The following is a 19,985-nucleotide window of genomic DNA, read 5'->3' on the forward strand; positions in this document are numbered from 1 at the left end:
GCTTAACCCTCGGCTGCGATCCGGAATGCATTATCCAGATCGGCAATTAAATCTTCGTGATCTTCGATGCCGACAGAAACACGCAGCAGCGTGTCGGAGATGCCGGCTGCGGCCCGTGCTTCTGCCGACATTCCCGCATGCGTCATGGTCGCGGTGTGGGAAATCAGACTCTCCACCCCGCCCAGTGATTCCGCCAGCGTAAATAGCCGCAGCGCTTTCAGGAAGCGGCGCAGCAGGGCCTCATCACCGTCGACCTCGAAGCTCAGCATCGCACCAAAACCGCGCTGCTGACGCACTGCATGTTCGTGTCCGGCGTTTTCCGGCAGCGAAGGATGATACAACTTTTTCACCTGCTTCTGTTGCTTCAGGTAATCAACAATTGCTAATGCGTTGCGTTGCGCCGTAGCCATGCGTGGCGCTAAGGTACGGATGCCGCGCAGCAGCAGATAGCTATCAAACGCCGAACCGGTGACGCCAATGTTGTTAGCCCACCACGCCAGGTCGGTCGCCAGCTGAGGATCTTTGGCAATGACCGCGCCCGCCACCACGTCAGAATGACCGTTGAGGTATTTGGTGCAGGAGTGGATCACCAGGTCCGCGCCCAGTGCCAGCGGATTCTGTAACGCCGGACTCATAAAGGTGTTATCCACTACGCTGAGGGCGCCAGCAGCGCGTGCGGCGCCGCAGATCGCACTGATATCGACCACGCGCAACAGTGGATTGCTGGGGCTTTCGATCAGCACCAGCTTCGGTTTTTCATCCAACGCCGCCTGCAGCGCATTCAGGTCACCCTGATCGACAAATTTCACCCGATAAGCACCGCGCTTGCTTAGGCTGTCAAACAACCGGTAGCTGCCGCCATAACAGTCGTGTGGTGCCACCAACAGGTCGCCAGGCTTCAGGAACACCGTCGTCACCAGGTGAATAGCCGACATGCCGGTATTGGTTAATACCGCGCCTGCCCCGCCTTCCAGTTCGGCCAGCGTCCGTTGCACCACATCGCGGGTTGGATTACCGCGACGTGAATAGTCATGTGCGCGTGGCTCGTTGAAATCCAGGAAGTTATAGGTGCTGGAGAGGTGAATCGGTGGGACAACGCAGCCATATTGCTCGTCATCATTCAAACCGCTGCGTACTGCGATGGTTGCCTGTTTGCGCGTCATGGGGCTTATTGTTCCTGAAATGTGAAATGTTGAGGCACAGGATATCACCCTCTAATTAGACGTCAATACATCTGGACATCTAAATGTCTTTGCGTATAGATTGAGCAGAAACGCAATAACCGCTAAAATTATGCGTCATCGCCTGGCGCTCACCCGATAATTCAGACGCTGTGAGCGAAGAAAACCCGCCATATCAGGGGTCAGGCAGGGAAAAATCAGGCATAATTCGCTGATTTCCTCACTTTTAACGTTTATTAATTAAGGTATCCCATGGCTGAATGGAACGGCGAATATATCAGCCCGTACGCCGAGCACGGTAAGAAGAGCGAGCAGGTCAAGAAGATTACGGTTTCTATCCCATTGAGCGTGCTGAAGATTTTAACGGATGAGCGTACCCGTCGTCAGGTCAACAACCTGCGTCACGCCACCAACAGTGAGCTACTGTGTGAAGCGTTTTTGCATGCTTTTACCGGCCAGCCACTGCCAGATGATGTTGACCTGCGTAAAGAGCGCAGCGATGAGATTCCGGAAGAAGCGAAAAAGATCATGCGCGACATGGGTATCGATCCAGATACCTGGGAATATTAATCCGTCAGGCCTGTTTCGCTTAACATCGCTTTGTTTCAGATGAGCAGTCTCCGCAAGGGTGCCGCTCATCTGACCTTAATCTGTGGTGACGCATTTTCTATCTTCCCGCCTGCCCCGCCATTCTGACTTTTTTCAGTACGATTTATTCGTATAGTAATAACATCCATCGCATTTTTATATTATCGGGATATTTTCATTCCAGGATGAGATTATATTCAATTACTGAATGGAGGAATTACTATTGTTCCTGATTAGCTGACTCCGTAAGATTTCCGCCAAAGCAATGAGTCTGCAGGAAGCATGATGGCACTGAAATCTATAACAAAAAAACAAAAGCGCTTATTTTTAATTATTAATCTGTTTACCCTTTCGGCCTTTTCCTTTTCCGGCCTGGCAAATGCGGTGCTGCCGGTGGCAGAAAAAAACAGCGAAGCTAATGCACTTTTACAGGACCAGATTCGCAAACAACAGTTAATCCCCAAACCACAAAAAAGCGTATCTGAGAAAAAGGGTATTGAACGTCAGGCGATCCGTTTTCCACACGAATCGAATTGCTACCAAATTGATAAGGTTTATTTACGTCAGGATAGCAAAAAAATTCACCTTGAAAAATTACGTTATTTTACCTCTCAGGCCGAAGGTCAATGTCTGGGTATTGCGGGCATAAATCTGCTGGCAAAAACCCTGCAAAACGAAATTATCAGGCTGGGCTATATCACCACACGGGTTAACTTACCCAATCAGAATTTATCGGATCATGCGTTAACCTTTGAAATCAATGCCGGTAAAATTGGCAATATCGTGGTTAATAAAGCCAGCGGCGATTATATCAGTCTGCGTAATACCCTGCCGCTGAAAGCGGGCGACATCCTCGAACTAAGCGATCTCGAACAGGGCAGTTTTAATCTGCAGCGCGTACCGGGTTCGCAGGTCAGGATCAATGTATCACCTGGCCGTGAGAAAAATAAAAGTGATCTTTATATCCAGCGCGAACAAGATAAATACTGGCAGGTGGGGGCGTGGATCAATGATGCGGGTTCGGTCTCAACCGGGCGTTATCAGGGAGGCGCAGCACTCTATTTAAATAACATCACCTCACTGAGTGACACGCTATATGCTTCCTATGGCCACGACATCGCGCCAAAACATACCGTAAAAGGTAACAGTAATAAATCGATTGGCTATTCTGTTCCATGGGGTTACTGGTGGCTCGATCTGTACGCCAGCCAGAGCCAGTATCAACAATATATGATCGGTAACTGGACCAACTGGCGGCTGAATAACAAAAACAGCTACTACAGCGCGCAACTTAATCGCCTGCTCTCGCGTACCGAACATCAGACTACGACGGCTGGCCTGCAAATATTCAATACCGAATCCCGCTATGCGCTCAATGGTTTCGATCTCGTCAGCATGCATAAGAAAAATGCGGGATGGAAAGCCGTACTGCAACATCAGCTCAGTTACGATAATGCCGGTCTGGCAGCCAGCCTGAGTTACCAAAAAAAGATGCCATGGTTTAATAGTCATCAGACTGTTGAGTAGGAATATAAACTCATCGATAAAGAAGGCAGGATTGTTACCTTAGATCTGCAAGGCTCCGTGAACTTCCTTTTTTACGGTAACTGGCTGAACTATTCTCCCCATTTTAGCCTGCAATATTCACCCGATAATGTTTCTTCGCTGAGTCGTTTTTCACTGGCAAATCGCTGGACGGTACGCGGATTCGATGGTGAAAATTCGCTTCAGGATAATAAGGGATGGTACTGGCGCAACGACATCAGCTGGATATTTCCCGACAAGGCCATACAACCTTATATCGGCGTTGATGCAGGTCAGGTTTATGGCCATCAGAGTCAACAATATTACAACGGGAAAACGGTTATCGGCAGCGTCGTTGGCTTGCGAGGTAAATATCAGCAAACCTACCTTGATCTTTTTTCCGGCACGCCTCTTAAAAAGCCACAGGGCTTTCACACGGATCCCCTTACGCTGGGTTTCTCTCTGCAATGGAAATACTGAGAAAAGGAGCAAAGTTTTACCATCACTACCGTTAAACAGAGTTTAAAAACATCATTACTTAAAGGGATAAAAATGAAAAGTCTTAAAATTAATTTATTATTTCTGGCGACGTTAGCTACGCTCAGCAGTCAGTCTTCCTTTGCTGCACTTGATCTTTACACCCATGCAAATGGTGCAACGGTGGTTAATATCAATAAAGCCGATGCGAATGGTCTTTCGCATAATATGTACCAAAAATTCAATGTCCCTACTCAGGGCATGGTCATCAATAACAGCACCACCGATTTAATCCGTGAAAGCGGTAATCTTTCTCACAACAGTAATCTGGACGGCCCTGCCAGCCTGATTCTTAATGAGGTCATTTCAAAAAATCCATCTTATCTCAACGGTTATATAGAAGTTGCTGGCCAGAAGGCTGATGTGATTATCGCCAACCCTAACGGCATTAGCTGTTCTGGCTGCGGCTTTATTAATACCGGCCGGGCCACGCTCACCACCGGCACGCCAACCTTCAGCGATGGTGCATTTACCGGCTTTAACGTGGCACAGGGTTCGCTTGCTGTCAGCGGTGATGGCCTGAAAGGGGCAGATTATACCGACCTGCTGGCGCAGCAAATTAACATCCGCGGTCAGGTAGAGACCAGCCAGTTGAACGCTATCGCCGGTAGCTATGATTACAATATTGCTTCCGGCCAGGTGACGGCAGCGGAAAACAGCGTGCGTTACGCTAACAGTATTGATGTCAGCGCGCTGGGTGGCGTAACGGCGGGGATCATTCAACTGCAAACCACTGAGGCGGGTGCCGGGGTAAATAATAACGGCATACTAAATGCCGTCGGCCTTTCTATCACCTCTGATGGTGCGCTGATCAACAACGGCACCGTTGAAAGTGGCTTTATTAACGCCAAAACTCGCAGCGGAATTATTAATAATGGTCAGCTTTCTTCCCATCAGACAGTGCTGCAGACAGCCGGCTCGTTCACTAACAATGGCACAATTAAAGCCACTGATTCTATTGATATCATCAGTGATGGGGCAGTCTTTAATAGCAGTCATGGGCAAATCGATGCAGCTGGAGATATCGGTATCATTGCTCAGGCCGGTAATATTGATAACGCCGGTAAAATCACCAGCGGGAAAGATCTGACAATGCTGACCGGCTTTGGACCGGTTGGTGAAGAAGTTAAAGCTAAATTCAACACCAGTCTGCTTAATTCCGGCTCAATGCAGGCCAATAATATCAGCCTGCTCGCGGTAAACGAGATTAATCTGTTGTCAGGTGGAGACGTCACCGCGCAAGGTGCAGCATATATTTCTGCTGCAAAAGTCTCTAACGACGCGGCCCTCATCGGACAGAGCGCTTCCGTCGCGGCTAAAGAGGTGCGGAATAGCGGGGTGATGCAGACTACCGGACTGTTAAGCGTAGAGGGCAAAAACGGGATATATAATACCGGCAGCATGGAAGCGGGAACGCTGGCGCTGATTACCGATGAGAAAATCAGTAATTCATCCTGCGTATGGTGGGTATTTTGCACCAAAGGCACCATGAAGGCCGATAAAATCACCATTACTGCGCCTAAGATCGCGAGTCTGCGTGAGCTGGATGGCAACTATACGACGCAGACCCTTGAACTGAATAAGCCTGTAGCACCATCAGAACCGGGCACCAGTTTGTAATAAACCTACCCGCCAGTAAAAAAACGCTATAAAAAAACCCAGCCGAAGCTGGGTTTTTCTTGCCGCCGAACCCGCAGGTTCAGGTGCCTTTTAATCTTATTTTTTAGCGCCTGGCACGCTGAAACGCTTGTTAAAGCGGTCAACACGGCCACCAGTTGCCACTTCACGCTGCTTACCGGTATAGAACGGGTGGCATTTACCACAAACGTCCAGGTTCAGTTCGTGAGTCAGTGTTGAACGGGTGTGAATCTCGTTGCCGCAGGTACATTTGATAGTAACTGCTTCGTATTTCGGGTGAATACCTTGTTTCATGGGAAACCTCAGATAAGGCCGTGTCGCTCTCCGTGCCAGGTCGTAACCCGCACAGCACCACACGCGGTTGAACAATAAAGGGTGGACTCCGGCAAGATCTTTCTCACCGAAGGCGCAACATTATACAGCTAACTTCTGATTGCTGCAAATCTCTGCTGAGATACCCGCCATCGGGGCCAGCGTGTACACTATCTTCCCCGATGATTGAGCCGGAAAGAGATTGCTATGCCCGTTGTTCAGGTTGCCCTGCCCGTCCCCTTGCCCCGCCTGTTTGACTATCTGCCTCCTGTGGGTGCGCAGCCAGTAATTGGCGGTCGTGTGAGCGTGCCCTTCGGCAATCGCAAAATGATCGGCATTGTCGTTGCGCTGCGTGACAACAGCGATCTGCCGGAAGCGCAACTGAAGCGCGTTGCGGAGGTGCTGGACAGCGAATCACTCTATCCGCCGTCGTTGTGGCGCATTCTCAACTGGGCGGCCAGCTACTACCATTCGCCGACTGGCGAAGTGCTGAGCCATGCGATACCGGTGCTGCTGCGTCAGGGTAAACCGGCGCAGGACAATCCATTATGGCAATGGGTGATCACCGAGCAGGGTCGCGCTACAGCACCCGAAAGCTTAAAACGCGCACCGAAACAGCAGCAGGCGCTGGCCGCCTTACGTCAGCGGCCGCTCTATCGTCATCAGGTCAGCGAACACGATCTGACGGATGCGGCAATGCAGGCGCTGCGGGCTAAAGGTCTGTGCGATCTGCATGAACATCAGCCGCAGATGCATGACTGGCGCACCACCTTCGCGATCAAAGGCGAACGCCTGCGGCTGAATACCGATCAGGCGATGGCGGTCGGCGCAATCCGGGCAGAAGATGAACAGTATGCCGCGTGGCTGCTGGCGGGCATCACCGGCTCCGGCAAAACCGAGGTTTATCTCAGCGTGCTGGAGAATGTGCTGTCACGCGGCAAGCAGGCGCTGGTGCTGGTACCCGAAATTGGCCTAACCCCGCAAACCATTGCCCGTTTCCGTGAGCGCTTTGATGCGCCGATCGATGTGCTCCACTCTGCCTTAAATGACAGTGAACGGCTGGCGGTATGGCTGCGCGCGCGACGGGGCGAAACGGCTATCGTGATCGGCACCCGCTCGGCCCTGTTTACTCCACTGGCGCGTCCTGGGGTAATCATCATTGATGAAGAGCACGACAGCTCCTATAAACAGCAGGAAGGCTGGCGGTACCAGGCACGCGATCTGGCAGTATTCCGCGCGCATGAAGAGAACATCCCGATAGTGATGGGATCGGCGACACCGGCGCTGGAGACGCTGCACAACGTACGCAGCGGTAAATATCGTCAGCTCGACCTGACGAAACGCGCCGGCAATGCCCGACCGGCCCTGCAACAGTTGATCGATCTGAAAGGCGTGCAGCTGACTGGCGGCCTGGCACCGGCGCTGATCGGCAAAATGCGTCATCATTTGCAGGCCGACAATCAGGTCCTGCTATTTCTGAACCGCCGCGGCTTTTCACCGGCCCTGTTGTGTCACGATTGTGGCTGGATTGCCGAATGTTCGCGCTGTGACCGCTACTACACATTGCATCAGCATCACCGCCAGCTACGCTGCCACCATTGCGACAGCCAGCGACCGCTGCCTAATCAATGTCCGCAATGTGGCTCGACCCATTTGCTGCCGGTGGGCGTCGGCACCGAGCAGCTGGAACAGCAGCTCGGCACGCTGTTTCCCGGCATCCCGGTATCGCGCATCGATCGTGATACCACCAGCCGCAAAGGTGCGCTGGAGCAGCATCTGGCCGATGTTCATCGCGGCGGCGCCCGCATCCTGGTCGGTACCCAGATGCTGGCAAAAGGCCACCATTTCCCCGACGTCACACTGGTCTCGCTGCTGGATGTGGATGGTGCCCTTTTCTCGGCTGATTTCCGCGCGGCAGAACGGTTTGCCCAGCTCTACACGCAGGTTGCCGGTCGCGCCGGCCGGGCCGGTAAACAGGGCGAAGTGCTGCTGCAGACCCACCATCCGGAACACCCGTTGCTGCAGACCCTGCTGCATAAAGGTTATTTTGCCTTTGCCCAGCAGGCGCTGCTGGAGCGCCAGGCGGTGTTCCTGCCGCCATGGAGCCGCCACGCACTGTTCCGGGCGGAAGATATGGATAACCAACAGGCGGCGGAATTTCTGCAGCAGCTGCGAAATCTGCTGGAATCGAGCCCGCTGAATGACAGCGCGATGTGGTTTATGGGACCACTACCCGCCCTGCAGCCAAAACGCAGCGGCCGCTGGCGCTGGCAGTTGCTGGTGCAGCATCCTTCACGCCAGCGTCTGCAACAGTTACTGAGCAGCTCATTGCCGCTGGTTTCGACCCTGCCCGCCGCGCGCAAAGTAAAATGGACGCTGGATATCGATCCCACCGAGAGCTGATACGGCTGACACTGCGAGCCAGATCGAAAAAAGTCGCATAAGTCACAATTTTTATGCAAATTAAGTAACAACCAGCCGGGCAATCGTTAACAATGTTGCCCGGCTTGCTTTTAGGTCAGGCAAAACAGAATCGAACGCGCCATAACGCGTCAGGAGCATGTGTTGGAGCAGAATCAACAACCGCCCGCCGCCACCATGAAAGACGTAGCGGAAAAAGCGGGCGTCTCAACCGCCACCGTTTCGCGTGCGCTGATGAACCCGGAGAAAGTCTCTGCCGCCACCCGGCAGAAAGTTGAGCAGGCGGTTGCGGCGGTGGGATATGCGCCGCATGGGCTGACCCGCAACGCGCGCCGTAACGATACCCAGACCATTCTGGTGATTGTTCCCGACATCTGCGATCCCTTCTTCAGCGAAATCATTCGCGGCGTCGAAGTCACGGCGGCCGCAGAGGGCTATCTGGTCCTGATTGGCGACTGCGCGCACCAGAATCAGCAGGAAAGAACCTTTCTGAACCTGATGCTGACGCGGCAGATCGATGGCATGGTGCTGCTGGGTTCACAGCTCCCCTTTGATGCCAGCGTCGATGAACAGCGCAATTTGCCACCGATGGTGATGGCAAATGAGTTTGCGCCGGAAATGTCACTGCCCACCGTACACATCGATAACCTGACCGCCGCGTTTGAAGCGGTCAATCATCTGCTGCAGTTGGGACACCGGCAAATCGCCTGTATCGCCGGACCGGAAGAGATGCCGCTCTGTCAGTATCGCCTGCAGGGTTACGTCCAGGCGATGCGCCGCAGCGGCTTAACCGTCGATCCCACCTATATTGTACGGGGTGATTTTACCTTTGAAGCGGGCGTGGCGGCGATGAAACAACTGCTGTCGCTGCCACAACCGCCACGCGCCCTGTTCTGCCACAGTGATATCATGGCGCTCGGGGCGATGAATCAGGCCAGACGCAGCGGACTGCGGATACCGGACGATCTGTCAGTCGTCGGGTTTGATGATATTGAGCTATCGCGTTACTGCGAGCCGCCGCTGACCACCGTGACGCAGCCGCGTTATCAGATCGGCCGGGAAGCGATGTTGCTGCTGCTGGATGAGTTGCACGGCAAACGCGTCAGCAGTGGATCGCGGCTGCTGGATGCCGGGCTGACCATTCGTGGCAGCACAGCGCCAGCAAAAAAGCGTGAAAAATAAGCGAAATCTGGCACTTTTTTCAGTAGATTCTTAAGGCGAACACTGCTGGTCAAAGTTCCGGCCCTTAAGTAACATGGCGGACTCCTTGCCGGGCGCGTAAAAACCATCGATTCGCCCATTTGGCACTATTTTTTGAAGGGTATCAGAACGAGAGTGGCACAAAAAGATTATGTAGGCCGCGGGCGTTCAACAGGGACGCGTCGCAAAAAAAGCCCCAGCCGTGGCAAGAAGAGTAAGGGCGGTTCGGGAACATCAAAATTGATGATTGTACTGGCGGTTGCGGTGTTGGTGACCTTTGCCGGTGGTTTATGGTTCCTGGCGCATCACAAGAAAGAGGACGTGCCGGTCATTACGGATCATAAAGCCAACGGTAATGGCTTACCGCCTAAGCCAGAAGAGCGCTGGAAGTACATCAAAGAGCTGGAAAATCGCCAGGTCACCGTGCCGACGCCTATCGAGCCCTCATCAGGCGGTGAAGTGAAGTCGCAGACGCAGCTGACCGACGAGCAGCGCCAGTTGCTGGAGCAGATGCAGGCCGACATGCGTCAGCAGCCAACGCAGCTGAACGAAGTGCCGTGGAACGAACAGACACCGGCTCAGCGTCAGCAAACGCTGCAACATCAGCAGCAGTTGCAGCAACTGCAACGTCAACAGCAGCAGGTACAGCAACAACAACAACGCCAGCAGTTGCAGGCGCAACAGCAGCAGCAACGTCAGCAACAATTGCAGCAGCAACAACAGCGTCAGCAGCAGCAGCAGCAGCAGCAGCAGCAAAATGTACAGCGCCAGACGCAGCCTGCACCGATTACGCGTGAGCCGGTGTCACAACCGAAACCGCAGGAAACGGCGAAGGCCAAGCCCGCCGAGAAAGCCTCTTCTCAGCGCTGGATGGTGCAGTGTGGCTCCTTCAAAGGCACTGACCAGGCGGAATCGGTACGTGCTGGCTTAGCCTTCGAAGGTTTTGAAAGCCGGATTACTACCGGCGGCGGCTGGAATCGTGTGGTTATCGGGCCTTATAAAGACCGCGCCACCGCCGATAGCACCCTGAAACGCCTGCGCAGTTCCGGTCACTCCAGCTGTATTCCGCTCGCCGTCGGGGGTTGAAACCCGACAAACCTGCCCCATATCTGTTTGCATGATCCTCCGCGCCTGGTGCGCGGAGCCTTTTTCCGAATGCAACAAGGGGTCTGCCCGTGACAACAATAGTAAGTGTACGACGCAACGGCCAGGTAGTGATTGGCGGTGATGGCCAGGCTACGCTCGGCAATACCGTGATGAAAGGCAACGTTAAAAAAGTGCGTCGTTTATACAACGATAAAGTGATCGCCGGGTTCGCTGGCGGTACTGCAGATGCCTTCACCCTGTTTGAACTCTTCGAACGTAAACTGGAAATGCATCAGGGCCACCTGGTGAAAGCCGCGGTTGAGCTGGCCAAAGACTGGCGTACTGACCGCATGCTGCGCCGCCTTGAAGCATTACTGGCGGTCGCCGATGAGTCAGCGTCGCTGATCATCAGCGGCAACGGTGATGTCATCCAGCCTGAAAATGATCTGATCGCCATCGGTTCCGGTGGTCCTTTCGCCCAGGCAGCCGCCCGTGCGCTGCTGGAAAATACTGAGATGGGTGCACGCGACATCGTCGAAAAATCGCTGAACATCGCGGGTGATATCTGCATCTACACTAACCATAACGTTAATTTCGAAGAATTACCGTCCAAGGCGTAAGGATTAAAACATGTCTGAGATGACTCCGCGCGAAATCGTCAGCGAGCTGAACCGTTTTATCATCGGCCAGGACAGCGCTAAGCGCGCCGTGGCCATTGCGCTGCGTAACCGCTGGCGCCGCATGCAGCTTGACGAAGAACTGCGTCATGAAGTAACACCGAAAAACATTCTGATGATCGGTCCGACCGGTGTCGGTAAAACCGAGATCGCCCGTCGACTGGCTAAACTGGCGAACGCGCCGTTTATTAAAGTCGAAGCGACCAAATTCACCGAAGTAGGTTATGTCGGTAAAGAAGTGGACTCGATCATCCGCGACCTGACTGACTCCGCCATCAAAATGGTCCGCAGTCAGGCGATTGAAAAGAACAAATACCGCGCCGAAGAGATGGCGGAAGAGCGCATCCTTGATGTGCTGATCCCACCGGCGAAAAATAACTGGGGCCAGCCAGAGCAGGCACCTGAGCCGTCAGCCGCCCGCCAGTCTTTCCGTAAAAAACTGCGCGAAGGTCAGCTGGATGACAAAGAGATTGAGATCGACCTGGCCGCCAGCGGTCCGGGCGTTGAGATCATGGCACCTCCGGGCATGGAAGAGATGACCAGCCAGCTGCAGTCGATGTTCCAGAACCTCGGCGGCCAGAAACAGAAGCCACGCAAGCTGAAGATCAAAGAAGCAATGAAGCTGCTGGTAGAAGAAGAAGCGGCCAAACTGGTCAATCCGGAAGAGCTGAAGCAGGAAGCCATTGAGGCGGTCGAGCAGCACGGTATCGTGTTTATCGATGAGATCGACAAAATCTGTAAGCGCGGCGGCCAGAATGCCGGCGGCCCGGATGTATCACGTGAAGGAGTTCAGCGCGACCTGCTGCCGCTGGTTGAAGGCTGTACTGTTTCAACCAAGCACGGCATGGTGAAAACTGACCACATTCTGTTTATCGCCTCCGGCGCTTTCCAGGTGGCCAGTCCGTCAGATCTGATTCCGGAACTGCAGGGTCGTCTGCCGATTCGCGTTGAACTGCAGGCGCTGACCGTGAACGATTTCGAGCGCATTCTGACTGAACCGAACGCGTCGGTAACCGTGCAGTATAAAGCGTTGATGAACACTGAAGGCGTTAACATCGACTTCACCGCCGACGGTATTCGTCGTATCGCTGAAGCGGCCTGGCAGGTGAACGAGACCACCGAAAACATCGGTGCGCGTCGTCTGCATACCGTGCTGGAACGTCTGATGGAAGATATCTCTTATGACGCCAGCGATCGTCACGGCGAATCCGTCACCATTGATGCTGACTATGTCGGTAAACATCTGGATGAACTGGTGGCCGACGAAGACCTGAGCCGCTTTATCCTCTAATCGGCGCGATCAGCACTTTTCTGAAGCCCAGCCATCCGGTTGGGCTTTTTTATGCATGCTCTTGATGCAACGCTGCTTTTTTCCACTGATGATTTTGCCAACAATCAGCATAAAGCGATATACTTACCGCTCCTGTGGCAAACAGACGAAACCCTTATGAAATACGATACATCTGAACTCTGCGATATCTACCATGAAGAAGTGAATGTTGTTGAACCGCTTTTTTCAAACTTTGGTGGGCGCACTTCATTCGGTGGTCAGATTACCACAGTGAAATGCTTTGAAGACAACGGCTTACTTTACGACCTGCTGGAAGAAAATGGCCGGGGTCGGGTGCTGGTGATTGACGGCGGCGGCTCAGTGCGTCGGGCGCTGGTCGATGCCCAGCTGGCGCGCCTGGCGGCCACTAACGAGTGGGAAGGCCTGGTGATTTACGGTTCAGTTCGTCAGGTTGATGAGCTGGAAGAGCTGGAGATTGGCATTCAGGCGATCGCGGCGATCCCGGCTGGCGCAGCCGGTGAAGGGATTGGTGAAAGCGATGTGCGCGTCAATTTTGGCGGCGTCACCTTCTTTTCCGGCGACCATCTCTATGCCGATAACACCGGTATCATTCTGTCAGAAGACGCGCTGGACCTCGAATAACGCCAGCCATGAAAAACGGGTGCCTGAGCACCCGTTTTCACGTCAGCTGAGGCTTCAAACCTCTTCCATTTTTCCCAGCAATGCGCGCAGACGTTCCTGCCATACGTGTTGCTCTTCTTTCAGGTGCTGATTTTCACGCATCAGCGCATCGTGGTTGCCCGCGACTTGTTGCGCATCGTTACGCAGTGCGTTGTTCTGCTCTTTCAGCTCTTCGATTTCCATCTGCAACAGGGTGATGGTATCAATCGCCTGCTGTACTTTCGCTTCCAGTTTCTCAAACACTTCAAATGACATCTTTCTGACCTCTCCTAAATTCCTGCAAGGCGTTGATGATGCCAGCGTAAGCCAGCAACGTTGTCCCGATTGTATGTAGCCTCACCCCGCAAGTCCAGCAACGCGGGCGCGCCGGGCGCAGTCTGTAACACTTTTCAGCCAATCCCTAAGATTCCGCTGCGCTTAGCGCGGCTGCACTTTTGCCGCCTGCACCGGCCGCGGCAGTAAGTGCTGAATGATGATTTAAGAAAGCCAGAATACGCGAAAACGCGCATTTTTATGACGCAGTACACAAAAAACGATTTCGCTATTTCTCGTTTATGTTCGTTAACGATAAATTTACATCAGCCCTACAATAAAGCTGGGTGACTCATGGACTGAGAACAAAAACTGATAAAATTTAACCTCGCTTCAGGAACAATTATTATGAGTCAGACAACTAACACGCTCAAAGGTCAGTGTATTGCCGAATTTCTGGGGACCGGCTTGATCATTTTCTTTGGTGCAGGCTGTGTAGCTGCGCTGAAACTCGCCGGCGCCGCCTTCGGTCAGTGGGAAATCTGTATTATCTGGGGCCTGGGTGTTTCCATGGCCGCCTACCTTACTGCCGGTATTTCAGGTGCGCATCTGAATCCGGCTATTACCGTTGCGCTTTGCCTGTTCGCCAATTTTGAAGGGCGTAAAGTCGTTCCCTACATCGTGGCGCAGGTTGCCGGCGCTTTCTGTGCTGCCGCGCTGGTGTACGGTCTCTACTACAGCCTGTTTATCGACTACGAGCAGAGCCATCAGATGGTGCGCGGCACGGTTGAAAGTCTCGACCTGGCGGGCATCTTCTCTACCTACCCTAACCCGCACATCGGTGTTGGTCAGGCTTTCCTGGTTGAGATGGTGATCACTGCAGTATTAATGGCGGTCATTATGGGCCTGACGGATGACGGCAACGGCATTCCACGGGGTCCGCTGGCACCCCTGTTGATCGGCCTGCTGGTAGCGATTATCGGCGGCGCGATGGGTCCCCTGACCGGCTTCGCCCTGAACCCGGCACGTGATTTCGGACCGAAGATCTTCGCATGGCTGGCAGGCTGGGGTAACGTTGCCTTTACCGGCGGTCGTGACATCCCTTACTTCCTCGTGCCGATTTTTGGCCCGCTGGTTGGTGCTTGCCTGGGTGCAGTCGCTTATCGCGTACTGATTGCCCGTTACCTGCCAGGCACAGCTCAGGAACCGGCCAGCGTTCCAGCAGAAAAACCGGTTGCGCGCGCTCAGCAGCGTAAAGCGTAAGTTTCACCTTTTATCATCAGGACAGAATTTATGACTACCACCGATAAAAAATATATTGTCGCGCTCGATCAGGGCACAACCAGTTCACGTGCGGTGATCCTCGATCACGACGCCAACATTGTAGCGGTATCGCAGCGTGAATTTACCCAAATCTACCCGAAAGCGGGCTGGGTTGAGCATGACCCGATGGATATCTGGGCGTCACAAAGCTCGACGCTGGTTGAAGTGCTGGCGCACGCCGACATTCGCTCTGATGAGATCGCAGCCATTGGTATCACCAACCAGCGTGAAACCGCCATCGTCTGGGACAAAGAGACCGGCAAGCCAATCTATAACGCCATCGTCTGGCAGGATCCACGTACCGCTGATTATTGCCACAAGCTGAAGAAAGAGGGGCTGGAAGAGTATATCCAGCACACCACCGGCCTGGTGATTAACCCGTACTTCTCCGGCACCAAAGTGAAGTGGATCCTCGACCATGTGGAAGGCGCGCGTGAGCGTGCAAAACGTGGTGAGCTGTTGTTCGGTACCGTTGATACCTGGCTGGTATGGAAAATGACGCAGGGTCGGGTGCATATCACCGATTACACCAACGCCTCACGTACCATGATGTTCAATATCCACAAGCTGGAGTGGGATCAGCGCATGCTGGATATCCTGGATATCCCGCGTGAAATGCTGCCGGAAGTGAAATCATCGTCAGAAGTTTACGGCCAGACCAACATCGGGGGTAAAGGCGGTACGCGTATTCCTATCGCCGGGATTGCCGGTGACCAGCAGGCCGCGCTGTATGGCCAGCTGTGCGTTCAGCCTGGCATGGCGAAAAACACCTACGGTACCGGCTGCTTTATGCTGATGAACACCGGCACCGAAGCGGTCACCTCCACGCACGGCCTGCTGACCACCATCGCCTGCGGTCCACGCGGTGAAGTGAACTATGCGCTGGAAGGCGCAGTGTTTATCGGTGGTGCCTCCATTCAGTGGCTGCGTGATGAGATGAAGCTGATCAGCGATGCGGCTGACTCTGAATACTTCGCCATGAAGGTGAAAGATACCAACGGCGTTTACATGGTCCCGGCCTTTACCGGCCTGGGCGCGCCTTACTGGGACCCGTATGCCCGCGGCGCCATCTTCGGCCTGACGCGTGGCGCCAATGCCAACCACATCATCCGTGCGACGCTGGAGTCTATCGCCTATCAGACCCGCGATGTGCTGGAAGCGATGCAGAACGATGCCAATACCCGTCTGCAGGCGCTGCGTGTGGATGGCGGTGCGGTTGCCAACAACTTCCTGATGCAGTTCCAGTCTGACATTCTCGGCACCCGCGTTGAGCGCCCGGAAGTGCGTGAAGTCACGGCGCTGGGCTCTGCCTACCTGGCAGGTCTGGCAGTCGGCTTCTGGCAGGATCTGGATGAAGTCCGCTCTAAAGCGGTGATTGAACGTGAGTTCCGTCCAAGCCTGGAAACCACCGAGCGTAACTTCCGTTATGCCGGCTGGAAGAAAGCCGTCGCCCGTGCTCAGGCATGGGAAGATCAAGAGTAAGATCAACGCCCGCGACCGTTGCTGTCGCGGGCCTTTTCCCCGCCGCTCTCCCCCGCTGTGTTACACTGCCTGCCTGTTTTTTGTCAGGTAGATGCCATGAAACGAGAACTTGCGATTGAATTTTCCCGCGTAACCGAGGCTGCCGCGCTGGCAGGCTATCACTGGTTAGGACGCGGCGACAAAAATGCGGCCGATGGTGCCGCTGTCCATGCTATGCGCCACGTACTGAACTCGATTGAAATCGACGGTCAGATTGTGATCGGTGAAGGCGAAATCGATGAAGCGCCGATGCTCTACATCGGTGAGAAAGTCGGTACCGGGCGCGGCGATGCGGTCGATATCGCGGTCGATCCGATCGAGGGCACCCGGATGACCGCCCTCGGCCAGGCAAACGCTTTGGCGGTAATGGCCGTCGGCGACAAGGGCAGCTTTCTTCATGCACCCGATATGTACATGGAAAAGCTGATTGTGGGTCCGGCTGCGCGTGGGCAGATCAACCTCGACCTGCCGCTGGAAACTAACCTGCGAAATATTGCCGCGGCGATGAATAAACCGCTGGCACAGTTAACCGTGTCGATTCTGGCGAAGCCGCGCCATGACGCGGTCATCAGCGAGCTGCAACAGCTTGGCGTGCGGGTATTTACCTTCCCGGATGGCGACGTCGCGGCCTCAATCCTGACCTGCATGCCGGACAGTGAAGTGGATGTGATGTATGGCATCGGCGGCGCACCGGAAGGCGTGGTTTCAGCGGCGGTGATCCGCGCGCTGGACGGCGATATGCAGGGCCGGTTACTGCCGCGTCATCAGGTTAAAGGTGACAGTGAAGAGAACCGGCGGCTGGGCGAACAGGAGCTACAGCGCTGTGCTGAGATGGGTATTGAAGCGGGTAAAGTGCTGCCGCTGGATGAGATGGCGCGCAACGACAATGTGGTGTTTGCCGCCACCGGCATTACCAGCGGCGACCTGCTGAAGGGCATCACGCGTCAGGGCAATATCGCCACCAGTGAAACCCTGCTGATTCGCGGTAAGTCACGCACCATTCGCCGCATCCAGTCGATTCACTACCTCGACCGTAAAGATCCGGCGCTCCATCCGTTTATCCTGTAACCGGCTGGTTGCCGCGCTCCGGCTGACGTGAGAGCGGCAACCAACACAGCAGCATCACCAGCGCAGTAAAGAACATCAGCATTCCGAGGCTGAACTGATCGTGCTGCGGCATCAGCGCCGACAGCCACGCCACCAGACCGGATCCGAGATTCTGCATCCCGCCAATCAGTGCGCCCGCGCTGCCAGCCAGCCAGGCGTAAGGTTCCATTGCGCCTGAGGTTGCCAGCGGGAACAGCATGCCGGCACCAAAGAAAAACAGCGCCGCCGGCACCAGCAGCGTCCAGATATTCATCACGCCAAACCAGGCCGGCACCCACATCAGCACCCCAGCCAGCAGGCAGCTATTAACGCCCCACCACATCAGACAGTGCCAGGAGCCCTGCTCGCGTCCGGCGAACCAGGCGCCAAAAAAGGCCGCCGGAATCGGCAGGATAAACAGAATGCTGACGGTCAGGCTGTTCAGGCCGAGCACGCCGCCCAGCAGTACGCCACAGCTCGACTCAAACACCGCAATCCCCGCCAGCGCGCCAATCAGCAGCACAATATAGCGAACGAAATTGGCGTCACTCAGCAAACGGACATAGCGCTTAAAGAACGGCGTGACTTCCGCACTGTAGGGACGGGTTTCCGGCAGCCAGCGCGCCATAGAGGCGGTGACGGCCAGGCAGAGCAGCAGCAGGAAGGCGAAACAGGCATGCCAGCCAAACAGCTGAGTCAGCAGAGCGCCAATCACCGGTGCCAGCAGCGGGCTGACCAGAATCCCCATATTAAGCAGGCTGTTGGCCCGGCGTAGCGCGTGTCCCTCGTAGAGATCGCGCGGCATGGTACGGGCCATTACGCCCGCTACGCCGGTTCCCAGTCCCTGCACCGCGCTGCCAAGCACCAGCATATTAAGCGACGTGGCCATCAATGCGGTGATCGCGCCGATCATAAAGATCATCATGCCCGCCAGGATCACCGGCCGGCGTCCGACACTGTCCGACAGGGGACCGTAGATCAGCTGCGATCCACCGTAGGTCATCAGATAGGCTGCCATCACCCGTTGCAGCGCACCATCGCGTATGTTTAGCGCGTCAGCCATGGCAGCCATCGCCGGTACATAGATGGTCTGCGCCATCTGCCCGACTGCCACCAGCACAATCAGCATCACCAGCAAGCGGCGATTTCCCAGTTTATTCATCATGATTGAGTAACATATCTGTCTGAGAAAAGAGGTTAAAACAGCCGTTAACCAGCTGAGTGTTTCGTTATGGCGTGAAAAATATCAGGATTAAATGACAAAGCGAGAGGCAGCGAAAAAGGGTCGGACTTGCGCCCGTCAAGTTTATGCACCAGCTTGTAAAGGTAACGCAACAGTTTGTCGATTAGAGCCTTTGTCCGGACGCAGGGTAGCAATCTCGCGGCACAGTCGCGAAAATAGCCATCTGCCTGAATAATCAACAACCAGGGAGTGATTATGGCCGAGTGGGTCAATGCTCAAGTGAAGGAAGTTAAAAACTGGACGGATGCGCTGTTCAGCCTTCGGGTTCAGGCGCCAGTCGATCCGTTTATCGCCGGCCAGTTTGCCAAGCTGGCGTTAGAAATTGATGGCGAACGTGTCCAGCGTGCTTACTCCTACGTCAATGCGCCTAAAGATGACCTGCTGGAGTTCTATCTGGTCACCGTTCCGGACGGCAAGCTCAGCCCGCATTTACACGCGCTGCGTCCTGGCGATCAGGTAATGGTGACCAAAGAGGCGGCCGGTTTCTTTGTGCTGGATGAGGTACCGGACTGCCGGACCTTGTGGATGCTGGCGACCGGCACCGCCATCGGTCCTTATCTTTCTATGCTCCAGCAGGGCGAAGGTCTGGACCGGTTTGAAAATATCGTGCTGGTTCATGCGGCGCGTTACGCTGCTGACCTGAGTTTTTTGCCGCTGATGCAGCAGTTACAGCAGGTTTATCACGGCAAGCTGCATATCCAGACGGTAGTCAGCCGCGAACAGATCGCCGGTTCACTCACCGGCCGGGTGCCTGCGCTGATTGAAAATGGCGAACTGGAACGCGCAGTGGGATTACCGCTCGATGCCGACAGCAGCCACGTAATGCTGTGCGGCAACCCGCAGATGGTGCGTGATACCCAGCAATTGCTTAAGGAGACGCGCGAGATGCGCAAACACCTGAAGCGCAAACCGGGCCACATCACCAGCGAACATTACTGGTGAGCCGCCTGCCAGTAACGCACAGGCTGCGCCGCGGCACCAAACCGGTTATCGCCGGGGGTGCCGCGGAACACGCCGAGATCGAGTAGCAGTCCAGCCAGTATCACAAATGGAATGGCCCGTCCCACCAGCCACGGTAGGATGCCGTCTAACATGCTCCAGTTTCCCGCCACCAACAGCCAGGCTGCAATCAGTAAAAATCCCCAGTAGCCGCGACGATTACGATCGTGCAGACGCTTTACCAGCACCGCGCTGGCGGGCCACAGCAGGCATACCACGCCGAATGCGGCCATTTGCGTATCCAGCCACTCATTCGCCGCTAAAACGAATAATAAGGTGGTCGTCAACAGCCAGACCGCCTGCCAGATCCAGAAGTCACGTCGCCCCAGCCGGCCACGATAAGAAAAACACCATTGTTGTAACGTCATGCATTATTGTCCCAGCAGAAATTAAAGCCGCCGCGCTTTTGACCTCGCGGATAAAAA

General features: G+C 54.7%; 17 protein-coding genes and 1 pseudogene. 13 read left to right on the forward strand and 5 right to left on the reverse strand.

Annotated elements, in window-relative coordinates:
* Positions 1-2: 2 nt before the first annotated feature.
* A complete protein-coding gene (metB, locus tag ABIB18_RS20265) occupies positions 3-1,163 on the reverse strand; it encodes a cystathionine gamma-synthase (RefSeq protein WP_354475451.1) in 1,161 nt (386 codons plus the stop codon).
* A gap of 270 nt (positions 1,164-1,433) precedes the next feature.
* Here metB and metJ point away from each other — a divergent pair, with 270 nt between their 5' ends.
* From metJ to ABIB18_RS20280, 3 genes and pseudogenes are all read left to right on the forward strand, one after another.
* A complete protein-coding gene (gene metJ, locus ABIB18_RS20270; RefSeq protein ID WP_003851225.1) occupies positions 1,434-1,751 on the forward strand; it encodes a met regulon transcriptional regulator MetJ in 318 nt (105 codons plus the stop codon).
* Positions 1,752-2,162: 411 nt separating this feature from the next.
* Positions 2,163-3,773: pseudogene (locus ABIB18_RS20275) on the forward strand (ShlB/FhaC/HecB family hemolysin secretion/activation protein).
* Between the two features lie 72 nt (positions 3,774-3,845).
* Positions 3,846-5,450 (forward strand): two-partner secretion domain-containing protein, encoded by a 1,605-nt coding sequence (locus ABIB18_RS20280; protein ID WP_354475453.1) that lies wholly within the window; start codon positions 3,846-3,848, stop codon positions 5,448-5,450.
* 96 nt (positions 5,451-5,546) lie between these two features.
* Here the strand turns inward: ABIB18_RS20280 and rpmE are convergent, their stop codons facing one another.
* Positions 5,547-5,762: a 50S ribosomal protein L31 gene (rpmE, locus tag ABIB18_RS20285; protein WP_003851227.1), complete on the reverse strand. Its 216-nt coding sequence runs from the start codon at positions 5,760-5,762 to the stop codon at positions 5,547-5,549.
* A 225-nt stretch (positions 5,763-5,987) separates the two neighbouring features.
* On the opposite strand from rpmE, the gene priA reads away from it, so the two are divergent.
* From priA to rraA, 6 genes are all read left to right on the forward strand, one after another.
* Positions 5,988-8,183 (forward strand): primosomal protein N', encoded by a 2,196-nt coding sequence (gene priA, locus ABIB18_RS20290; protein WP_031377648.1) that lies wholly within the window; start codon positions 5,988-5,990, stop codon positions 8,181-8,183.
* A gap of 162 nt (positions 8,184-8,345) precedes the next feature.
* Positions 8,346-9,383, forward strand: a complete 1,038-nt coding sequence (gene cytR, locus ABIB18_RS20295) for a DNA-binding transcriptional regulator CytR (RefSeq protein ID WP_354475455.1) — start codon at positions 8,346-8,348, stop codon at positions 9,381-9,383.
* A gap of 153 nt (positions 9,384-9,536) precedes the next feature.
* Entirely contained in the window at positions 9,537-10,487 is a 951-nt protein-coding gene (ftsN, locus tag ABIB18_RS20300) for a cell division protein FtsN (RefSeq protein WP_279810185.1), read from the forward strand.
* A gap of 89 nt (positions 10,488-10,576) precedes the next feature.
* Positions 10,577-11,107 carry an ATP-dependent protease subunit HslV gene (gene hslV / locus ABIB18_RS20305; RefSeq protein ID WP_031377651.1) on the forward strand — a complete coding sequence of 177 codons (531 nt, stop codon included), beginning with the start codon at positions 10,577-10,579 and terminating at the stop codon, positions 11,105-11,107.
* 10 nt (positions 11,108-11,117) lie between these two features.
* Positions 11,118-12,455 (forward strand): ATP-dependent protease ATPase subunit HslU, encoded by a 1,338-nt coding sequence (gene hslU / locus ABIB18_RS20310; protein WP_031377652.1) that lies wholly within the window; start codon positions 11,118-11,120, stop codon positions 12,453-12,455.
* 156 nt (positions 12,456-12,611) lie between these two features.
* Positions 12,612-13,097: a ribonuclease E activity regulator RraA gene (gene rraA, locus ABIB18_RS20315; protein WP_009088032.1), complete on the forward strand. Its 486-nt coding sequence runs from the start codon at positions 12,612-12,614 to the stop codon at positions 13,095-13,097.
* A gap of 54 nt (positions 13,098-13,151) precedes the next feature.
* On the opposite strand, the gene zapB is transcribed toward rraA, so the two are convergent.
* Positions 13,152-13,391, reverse strand: coding sequence for a cell division protein ZapB (gene zapB / locus ABIB18_RS20320; protein WP_031375614.1), 240 nt, complete (start codon positions 13,389-13,391; stop codon positions 13,152-13,154).
* Positions 13,392-13,796: 405 nt separating this feature from the next.
* Between zapB and ABIB18_RS20325 the strand changes: the two genes are divergently transcribed.
* The 3 genes from ABIB18_RS20325 (at position 13,797) to glpX (ending at position 17,300) form a co-directional block, all read left to right on the forward strand.
* Complete coding sequence (locus ABIB18_RS20325; protein ID WP_031375613.1) at positions 13,797-14,651, forward strand: MIP/aquaporin family protein; 855 nt, start codon at positions 13,797-13,799, stop codon at positions 14,649-14,651.
* A gap of 30 nt (positions 14,652-14,681) precedes the next feature.
* A complete protein-coding gene (glpK, locus tag ABIB18_RS20330) occupies positions 14,682-16,193 on the forward strand; it encodes a glycerol kinase GlpK (protein WP_046289522.1) in 1,512 nt (503 codons plus the stop codon).
* 96 nt (positions 16,194-16,289) lie between these two features.
* Positions 16,290-17,300: a class II fructose-bisphosphatase gene (glpX, locus tag ABIB18_RS20335; RefSeq protein ID WP_031375612.1), complete on the forward strand. Its 1,011-nt coding sequence runs from the start codon at positions 16,290-16,292 to the stop codon at positions 17,298-17,300.
* Here glpX and emrD read toward each other — a convergent pair.
* Positions 17,290-18,483, reverse strand: coding sequence for a multidrug efflux MFS transporter EmrD (emrD, locus tag ABIB18_RS20340; protein WP_354475458.1), 1,194 nt, complete (start codon positions 18,481-18,483; stop codon positions 17,290-17,292). The genes glpX and emrD overlap by 11 nt on opposite strands.
* A gap of 273 nt (positions 18,484-18,756) precedes the next feature.
* On the opposite strand from emrD, the gene fpr reads away from it, so the two are divergent.
* Complete coding sequence (gene fpr / locus ABIB18_RS20345) at positions 18,757-19,503, forward strand: ferredoxin--NADP(+) reductase (protein WP_031375610.1); 747 nt, start codon at positions 18,757-18,759, stop codon at positions 19,501-19,503.
* On the opposite strand, the gene ABIB18_RS20350 is transcribed toward fpr, so the two are convergent.
* Positions 19,494-19,928 carry a DUF805 domain-containing protein gene (locus ABIB18_RS20350; protein WP_031375609.1) on the reverse strand — a complete coding sequence of 145 codons (435 nt, stop codon included), beginning with the start codon at positions 19,926-19,928 and terminating at the stop codon, positions 19,494-19,496. The genes fpr and ABIB18_RS20350 overlap by 10 nt on opposite strands.
* Positions 19,929-19,985 lie beyond the last annotated feature (57 nt).

It is taken from the genome of Pantoea sp. UYEF8, from assembly GCF_040546285.1.
In the GTDB taxonomy this organism is placed as follows: domain Bacteria; phylum Pseudomonadota; class Gammaproteobacteria; order Enterobacterales; family Enterobacteriaceae; genus Pantoea; species Pantoea brenneri.